The 5,679-nt window shown below is 68.2% G+C and carries 7 protein-coding genes and 1 pseudogene; 5 read left to right on the forward strand and 3 right to left on the reverse strand.

From position 1 onward, the window contains the following. Positions 1-108, reverse strand: a pseudogene (locus ACFWIA_RS34900) (IS5/IS1182 family transposase); the annotation flags it as partial. Positions 109-202: 94 nt separating this feature from the next. Here ACFWIA_RS34900 and ACFWIA_RS34905 point away from each other — a divergent pair. The 4 genes from ACFWIA_RS34905 (at position 203) to ACFWIA_RS34920 (ending at position 2,940) form a co-directional block, all read left to right on the forward strand. Beyond that, positions 203-460, forward strand: coding sequence for a hypothetical protein (locus ACFWIA_RS34905; protein WP_387011298.1), 258 nt, complete (start codon positions 203-205; stop codon positions 458-460). A gap of 683 nt (positions 461-1,143) precedes the next feature. After that, a complete protein-coding gene (locus ACFWIA_RS34910) occupies positions 1,144-1,269 on the forward strand; it encodes a hypothetical protein (RefSeq protein ID WP_387011299.1) in 126 nt (41 codons plus the stop codon). Between the two features lie 387 nt (positions 1,270-1,656). After that, positions 1,657-1,791, forward strand: a complete 135-nt coding sequence (locus ACFWIA_RS34915) for a hypothetical protein (protein WP_387011300.1) — start codon at positions 1,657-1,659, stop codon at positions 1,789-1,791. A gap of 729 nt (positions 1,792-2,520) precedes the next feature. Next, entirely contained in the window at positions 2,521-2,940 is a 420-nt protein-coding gene (locus ACFWIA_RS34920) for a hypothetical protein (RefSeq protein ID WP_387011301.1), read from the forward strand. Positions 2,941-3,334: 394 nt separating this feature from the next. On the opposite strand, the gene ACFWIA_RS34925 is transcribed toward ACFWIA_RS34920, so the two are convergent. Further along, positions 3,335-3,886, reverse strand: coding sequence for an EF-hand domain-containing protein (locus ACFWIA_RS34925; RefSeq protein ID WP_387011302.1), 552 nt, complete (start codon positions 3,884-3,886; stop codon positions 3,335-3,337). A 453-nt stretch (positions 3,887-4,339) separates the two neighbouring features. Here ACFWIA_RS34925 and ACFWIA_RS34930 point away from each other — a divergent pair, with 453 nt between their 5' ends. Continuing rightward, a complete protein-coding gene (locus ACFWIA_RS34930) occupies positions 4,340-4,606 on the forward strand; it encodes a helix-turn-helix domain-containing protein (RefSeq protein WP_387011303.1) in 267 nt (88 codons plus the stop codon). A 10-nt stretch (positions 4,607-4,616) separates the two neighbouring features. Here ACFWIA_RS34930 and ACFWIA_RS34935 read toward each other — a convergent pair whose 3' ends face one another. After that, a complete protein-coding gene (locus ACFWIA_RS34935; RefSeq protein WP_387011304.1) occupies positions 4,617-4,934 on the reverse strand; it encodes a hypothetical protein in 318 nt (105 codons plus the stop codon). Between the last annotated feature and the right edge of the window lie 745 nt (positions 4,935-5,679).

The raw sequence follows: 5,679 nt of genomic DNA on the forward strand, positions 1-5,679 counted from the left end.
ATGCCGCTTGCGCCCCGGGTGACGGGCCCGGCGTTCCACCCTGGGCAGCAGCGGCTCGATCACTGCCCACAACTCGTCATCGACATCCCACGGCCTCGGCCGAGCCACCCCACACCCCCGGATCAACGTTCCCCGAGTGATCCAACCACCTCGAAGATCATTTCGTTAGGAGTTCTAAGAGGTTCAACGTCTGGTCGACGGTGTGTACGACGAGGAGTTCGACTCCGAGGAACCGGAGAAGCTGATGAATCACGATCTCGAACGACTGGGAGCGGAGATCGCGGTCCAGGGGCTGGCTTCGACGGTGACGCTGCCCAAGTCGGCCAAGGCGGAAGGGCTGTTCCAGCTGACGACCAGTACGGCGGACGAGGGCCTGATCGTGACACGACTGGGTGCGGAGACGGTACGACTGCTGCCGGTGTTCGACCACGGCGACGGAGTTCGATGGCTCGATGAGTAGTGCGCTGTTCCCCCGCCGGTTCGTGGTGGACACAGGGACGGTCGATTCACGCAGGAGGACCTCTTCCATCGAACGCGTACGTACCCGAGCGCCCTTTCCTGCAAGACCCGCGGCTCGCCGGGCAGTGTCCGTCCCGTTCCGGTGTCGACAAGTTGGTCATGGCCCGCCCTGCCGGGAAAAAGCAAATTCTCTTCGGCCACTTCCATGACGCTGAAACAGGTCGCGCTTCCGTCGGCGGAGGCGGCTCTGCACCTCATCTCCCAGTTTTACTACGGCCCTTCGGGTCAGTGCACCCCGCGGGTGGTGGACGGTGAACGGTTCGGCAACACCCGATCGGGTCCACCGCGGCGGACGATGTCCTACCACCCGGTAGGACGGCAACTGTACGAGTCGCTAGTGCTCGGCGTCCCCACCACAGGTGCCTGGCCGCAGCACTCGGGCCGGATGCCGGTCGCCCCTGAGAGCGGGACGAACTCCCCGACCTGATGGCCGCACCGGGTGGCCCTGTGGGTCCGCTGTCGGCACTCACCGTGCGCTACCAGCAACGCCGTGCTGCTGCATCCGGGACCGGACGGGGAGACTGTGACGGACGCGACGATCACCTGGGCCTTCCGGGACAGCCGCCCGGACTACGGGGACTCCCCTCCAATCTGGGACGAGAGCGAGGACGGCACTCTTCGCGCGTGACGCCGAGACGGAGCGCTCCCTCGCGTGATCTGGACGCACTCGTCCTCAAGGAGCGCGTCGACACGAAGAACGGCCGGTCGGGCGCCGCCCCGCGATCCCCGTCGGCCTGGCCAGTGCTGTGATCCCGGGAGACGTCTTCGAATTCCTGCGGGTCTTCGCGTACGGATTCGACCAGGACCGGCCAGACCCGCGATCGCACCTACTTCAGCGGCTCGACTCCGCCCCTGTTCGCACTCCTGGAGGAGTCGGCGGAGCCGGACGGTACCCGTCTCGCCCTGGGCGTGCGCAACGCCCGGGACGCGGCGGAGAAGGCGGCCTGGCGTCTGGAGGCGGCGCTACGGAACGGCTGGCGGGAGTACTCCACCCCGTTCAGCGGAGGGCAGCCGGCTGACAGCAGGAATCGGAGCGGAGGCGGGCCATGGCCACGAACCGCGATCGCGGCGTATTGGCCGGCGGCGGAAGGCCGGTTCTGGGATTCCTTCCACGCGCGTGACGTCTCGGATGCGCGGATGTCCTTCGCAGGGGTCGCACTCGCCGTCTACGACGAGGTGACGCTGGCCGTTGCCGGGACACCCCGCGGGGCGCGGGCACGGGAGAGCGCGAGAGGACTCAACACCAGTCTGTTCCACGACTCCAGTCGATGACCGCCGGTCTCGTAGCGAACGGACCGCAGTCAGGGTCGGGCACCCGTGCACAGGAACGGAGAAGACCCGGCACTCGGCTCTGGCTCCGGGCGCATGGGCTGTCTCACTGGAACGAAAGGGCAGGAAGCCCCTTGGGCACACCCATCACTGACCCGATTTCGCCCAGAGACCTCCCGCTGGCGGAGCACGACGCCTTCGTCCAAGCGGTGACGGCCAGGTGCCGGATCCCCGGATCCCAGCAGGCACTGCGGCGCACCCTGGGCAAACCGGTGAACGACGTCCCGGCTCGTACGCACGCCGTCCTGCTGCGTGGCGGGATCCTTCCGGACGCCGCACGAGGTGAGGCCCGACGAGCGCACTATGCGGTGGCGGCACTGATCGCGAACCGCCCCCGGACTGTGTCCCTGGACGCTCACCAGCCCGGAACACTCACGCCCCGGACGGTCAGGAGGAAACCAGCAGCGCGCCCCAGCCGGCGACGGGAACCTTCCGTCCAAGCGGAACAAGCCTCGGTGAGAGCCTGGCGAGGGCCGCGATCCTCCGGGACCCTGGCCTCCGTCGCCCGCCGCGCCCTGCGGAAGCGCCACCGCGCTCTGCACCGGCTCAGGGGGCGTCCGCTGCTACTCAGCCACCACGCCGGACTCCCTGACCACCCGCTGACTCGAACGCCAGGTCCACCAATGGGCCGAGAAGGAACGCCGCCTCGAAGTCGCCCGGCAGATGTACCCCATGCGCTTCACCGCGAAGGTGCCCACCGGAACACCCCTCAACAAACTCCGAGGCCCGAAAGGCCAGCGGATGAAAGCCCTCTACAAACTCCTCGCCCAGCAACACAAGATCGGCCGGTTCCGCCACGTCTACGACCCCGCGGCCCGGGAAACGCAGTACCCCGTCAACCTGGCCCCCTTCTCGGCCAACACCTGCCTCCACGGAATCGTCCACTCTGTGCTCGCGGCCCATCGAGACGATCGCCGCCACGACCACCCGCACCGGGCTCGGCATCGGAGCCGAAGTCGACATCGGCGATATGACCTGGGCATCACAGTTCCACCCGCCGGGTTCCACGCCCTGCCGATCACACCCCATGCCTTCCACAGCGACTGGATTCACAGCCTGCACCGGTCCCGCCCTGGCCTCGATGCGCTTTGACCCGCCCTGACCGGCATTGTCGTGCTCCGCCTTCGATCGCCTGGTCGTCCCCTCGGAACCGTGCGGGGAGGCCCTCGCCGAGGCTGCACTCCAACAACGCTTCCGCCACAGCCGCAGCTACCTCCACCCACAGACCAGCAGTCTCGACCACTACCAGCGCTCGCTGACTGCCCTGCTTTACGCGGGCCGCAAACCGTCACCAGCACGCTAGACGGAGCCGGTACGGCGGCGGACATCCGATACTCCTGGCAGCCTGTCGTCTCAACCCCGCACCGGATCGAGGCCAGCCCGACTCCCGCTTGGACGCGCCGAGCCAACCCGTGCGCGCCCGGCTCGACCTACCTCGAAACGCCCTGGCCGACTGCGCAGTTGGCCAAAGCGCCGTCACTCACCTCTAACGGTCGGCGCCGTGCGGGGAACCGGGGTCCGGCCCGCTCAGCCGATCGGTGAAGTGCGCTCCCCGGCGAGTGTAGAAGCCCTCGACGATGTCGATCCAGCCGGACCTGGTGAGCCGTTCGGAACCTTCGGCGTCGAAGCCCGCGAAGACGGTCTCGACAGCTTCGGAGGGGAATCCCGATGCCTTCACGATAGCCAGGTAGCGGTCCCGCTGCACCTGGCCGTCGTTGTCCCCGTCGGCTAGAGCCGCCGTGGCTTCGGCATAAGGACGCACGTATCGATCGAACGCCTCCTGGTCGTGTACCACCGCCGTGAACTCGTCGATGTCCACGACTCCGTCGTTGTCACTGTCAGCGTGCTCGCGCAGCCCCTGCCAGTACCCCAGAGCCGCCGTCCGCGCCGCCACTGCCTCGGGCGACCGCTCTCCGGCGCCGCTCGCCGCAATCACCCGCTCCACCAAGGTCTCGAAGTCACGCTGTTCCAGCACCCCGTCGCTGTTGGCATCCAATAGCCCGAAACGAACACGTAGTCGGTCTTCCGCAACGCCCACAACACAACTCCTTCACTCAGCCGGATCGAGTAGCCGAACCCCACCAGCATGCCCTCCTCTCCTCCAGACCGTTCCCCCACACCAAGAACCCCTCCAAGCGTGGTGGTTGCCCAAGGACATCCTCGCTACCTTGCACCAGCGAAGTGATCGCCCAGGCACTCCCGCGCTCCGCCCCGAAGGGCATGAGGCCCGCCCCCACTGCACCGGAGGGCGGGCTCTGTCTCTCGGCCCCGCGCAGGAGTTTGAAGCGATCGCTCCGGGGGCGGCGGTCGGGTTGGTTGTGCACTACATACGGGCTGAGGAAGACAGCCGTACCGACAGTACCCGGTGATCGCCTGGCTGGTAGCGCTTGGTCGATTTCGTTTGCCGGTGGTGTGTCCGGTTACGGGGGCTGTGTCGTCGACTAGTGTGATGCACCGGAAAATTGAGACGGCAATGACTAGGGTGTTTGTCATGTCGCCGGGGCCGCGTGCTGTTGACGTTGCGCTGTCTGCTGAGGAGTTGGCGGAGCTGCCGCGGTGGGCCAGACGGGCGAAGACCGCACACTGCCTCGCGCTGCGCGCGAGGATCGTGCTGACATGTGCGGAAGGCAGGGCGAACAAGCAGGTTGCCGCCGAACTCGGTGTCAGCGAGCAATCGGTGAGCCGCTGGCGCTCCCGCTTCATCGTCCGCCGACTGGACGGCCTGGCGGACGAGCCCCGGTGGGTCGACCGCCCTTGATCCTCCTCCATCAGGTCGAGGACATGGTCGAGGCGACGCTGGAGTCCACTCCCGGCAGGGGCGCCCACTGGTCACGGTCGTCGATGGCGAGGCACCCGGCGGTGTCGAGTCGACGGTCGGGTGTCGTGTCCGCAGACGACTTCGCCGACAGGAGGATCACCGGGCGAGCGAGGGGCAGGACGTGTCCACGGCCGTCCTCGGTCCGCGCGGGTCCGGAGAGTGCCACCGCCTGTTTGGCCGCCAGGCTGGAGGCGTCGCCCGGCAGCCGGTACGCGGCACCAACAATGACGGTCCGCCCAGCTCGTTCTGGGCTGTGGTGGGGGTCCATGTCGACGGCCTCCAGGTGAACGGTGGCTATCAGCGCGCGGACTCCGCCACACCGTCGCGCCCCTCCACCGAGAATCCCCCGACTCGTCATCCGAACCGATCCCATCAGTCCGTCCATCCCCGGTACGACGCTCGCTCGTGGTACACAGGCCGCCCACGTCACGCTGGACAGGGCTCACCCGCGCAGGGCGCGCCGTGGGGATGAGCATGTGGGCGAAGGTCGGGGTCCGGTGGCCCCCTTGGCGGACCCGACTCCGGGCAGGGATGGCCTCCGAAGGCGCGTGCGTGGCCTGTCTGTCCGAAAGGCGGCGCGTGGATGAGGACTTCGTCGAGAGAGCAACTGATCAGCGCATGGCTCCTCGCGGAGGCAAGCGTGGTCCAGCGATGCCTTGCCAGGGGAGTCCGGCTACGCCCGGAGGGCGATGTCTCCGTCGTGCGTCGGCCCGTACCAGCGCTTCCCCAGCCGCAAGGCGATCGCCTACGCCGGTCGCGACGGTGACGGCGCCGACGTCGTCCCCCTTCTCTTCGCGCGAGACGGGGGGGGAGGTCCACCGCTGTCCTCTCCAGGCAGCACCTGCGCCCGGTGCGGGTCGGCGGCCGTGTCTGCCGTCAACCTGCCGCTGACCTGGCGACGCCGCTCCACTCGGTTAGTCCGGAGGGCGGAACCACGACCCATATGGACACGGGCGGATGCCCAGCGGAAGACCCGGCCGGCCCGGTTGCCGGCGCGCCGCCGGAGGCGGGCG

The sequence above is a fragment of the Streptomyces sp. NPDC127068 genome (genome assembly GCF_042724695.1).
Taxonomy (GTDB): domain Bacteria; phylum Actinomycetota; class Actinomycetes; order Streptomycetales; family Streptomycetaceae; genus Streptomyces.

Excerpts from the sequence above, each read along its gene's own strand:
- ACFWIA_RS34920 (WP_387011301.1), top strand. The coding sequence starts at position 2,521 with ATGCGCTTCACCGCGAAGGTGCCCACCGGAACACCCCTCAACAAACTC.
- ACFWIA_RS34930 (WP_387011303.1), top strand. The coding sequence starts at position 4,340 with ATGTCGCCGGGGCCGCGTGCTGTTGACGTTGCGCTGTCTGCTGAGGAG.
- ACFWIA_RS34935 (WP_387011304.1), bottom strand. The coding sequence starts at position 4,934 with ATGGACCCCCACCACAGCCCAGAACGAGCTGGGCGGACCGTCATTGTT.
- ACFWIA_RS34915 (WP_387011300.1), top strand. The coding sequence starts at position 1,657 with ATGTCCTTCGCAGGGGTCGCACTCGCCGTCTACGACGAGGTGACGCTG.